The 2,021-nt window shown below is 69.0% G+C and carries 2 protein-coding genes; both read left to right on the plus strand.

What is annotated here, in order from left to right:
• Positions 1-27: 27 nt before the first annotated feature.
• Positions 28-1,020 (plus strand): carotenoid 1,2-hydratase, encoded by a 993-nt coding sequence (locus FJ251_15800; protein ID MBM4119165.1) that lies wholly within the window; start codon positions 28-30, stop codon positions 1,018-1,020.
• 335 nt (positions 1,021-1,355) lie between these two features.
• A complete protein-coding gene (locus tag FJ251_15805) occupies positions 1,356-1,961 on the plus strand; it encodes a hypothetical protein (GenBank protein MBM4119166.1) in 606 nt (201 codons plus the stop codon).
• Positions 1,962-2,021: the final 60 nt, after the last annotated feature.

The following is a 2,021-nucleotide window of genomic DNA, read 5'->3' on the forward strand; positions in this document are numbered from 1 at the left end:
CGGGACCACTGGTAGCACCCCGGCAGCATGACCGAGTGGTGGTACCTCACCGCGCAGCTCCAGGACCTGCACGACCCCGCCGCGCAGTTCGGCTTGCAGTTCACGCTCTTTCGCATCGGGCTGACGCCGGAGGCGCCGGCGTCCGGCTCGGCCTGGAGCGCCAGCGACCTCGTCATGGGCCACGCCGCGATCGGCGAGTTGGCGCCTGGCGCGGGCCGCCACCACTTCAGCGAGCTGCTCACGCGCGCGACGCCCCTGCTCGGCGGCTTCGGCAGCTACCCGGACACCCTGATCGCCTGGTGCCGAGCGCCGGCCGGCACGGACGCCCGTTGGACCCTCGCGTGGAACGGCGAGGCCTTCGACATCGCGATGGCCGACAGCGCGCAGGGCCTGGCCTATCGCCTCCAGACGCGACCGCTGAAGCCCCTCGTCTTCCAGGGCCCGAACGGCTACAGCCGCAAGGGCGCGGGGCCGACGTCGGCGAGCCAGTACGTCAGCTTCACGCGCCTGGCGGTGGAGGGCACGCTCAGCGTCGGCGGCCGCGAGCGGCGCGTGCGCGGGCTCGGCTGGTTCGACCAGGAGTTCGGCAGCAACCAGCTCGAGCCGCAGCAGGTGGGCTGGGACTGGTTCAGCCTCCAACTCGACGACGGCCGCGAGCTGATGCTCTACCAGCTCCGCGACCGCGCGGGTCGCGCCGACTGGCAGCGCGGCACGCTCGTCGACGCCGATGGCCGCGCGCGCTACCTCGCGCCCGGCGACTGGACGCTCAGCCCCGAGGGCGCCTGGGTGAGCCCCGCGACCAGGCTCCGCTACCCAGAGCGCTGGCGGCTGGCGCTGCCCTCGGCCGCGCTCGCGCTGACGATCGTCCCGCGCCTCGCCGCGCAGGAGAACGCGAGCCGGCTCAGCGGCCTGCACTACTGGGAAGGCGCGGTGGAGCTGCGCGGCGCGGGCGGCGAGCGGCTCGGGCAGGGCTACGTCGAGCAGACGGGCGTGGGCGGCGCCACGCGGCCCTCGATCTAGGAATCGGTGACGGAAGCGGGACCTTCGGGGAATCCGAAGCGGGGACTACGGCCGGCACCACCCGAGAGCCACCGAACCCCAGGCAGAGCGGCCCTTAGGCGCTGGCCAAAGCCGCCGCGTGGTCGTGGCATGCCAACTCGTGTTAGAATGGAGGGCGGCGACGCGCGGCCAATTGCAGCCGGTGGCGAGGAGCCTTGCCACGGTGCCGGTCGCCGGAGGAGGCTCTGATGCAAAGCTCCAGGTGGTTCGCTTCTAGATCTGTTGCCCATGTGGTCTTGGCGGTCTGCCTCGCTGCGATGGGAGGAAGGCCTTCGCGCGCCGACACCGTTGGGCACATGAACATCGACATCCACGACGGGATTCCCTTCGCCGCGATCTGGGATGCCTCGAGTGGTGCTGCAGTCGGCAACTTCATGACAGGCATCGACACCTGGGGGACCGGCTTCACAGTCGAGCGGGTCTGGTTCTACCACGGTGGGAACTACGCCGAGTCCGGGGTGCCCTTTCGGATCCATTTCATCCGCCGCGTGCTGATCGAGGGAGAGGAGACCTTTTGGCTCCAGTACTACTATGATAGCCAGACCACTTGCAATTATTGCTGGGAGGACGTTCCAATCGTTGTGTGGTTCGGAGGGCAGGGCTCGGACGCGGAGAACACTTTCGGCGTCTTCATCGAGCCGCTCGGGGGTGGAGTGGTGTCCCGTCCGCGGCTCTGGCGCGATCGCTACGTGAACCATCCGCACTCGGCGGCCCTGATTGGGGTGTACTGGAATCTGGCCTCAAACTCGGGCTCACCACCTGGAGACCGCGACCTCTACGGCCTGGACTACTACTTCAGCGACTACGGGTTCGGCGAGGTGCTCCTGGGCATGGAGATCTCGAGCGATGTCATCGTTGCTACGGAGCCGACCAGCTTCTCGGCGGTGAAGTCGCTGTACTGAAGCCGCGCCAGCTCAGCCAGCATTGGCGCCCCGATTCCGGAGGCCTCCGGGAGTGTTTCA

The sequence above is a fragment of the bacterium genome, from assembly GCA_016873475.1.
In the GTDB taxonomy this organism is placed as follows: domain Bacteria; phylum Krumholzibacteriota; class Krumholzibacteriia; order JACNKJ01; family JACNKJ01; genus VGXI01.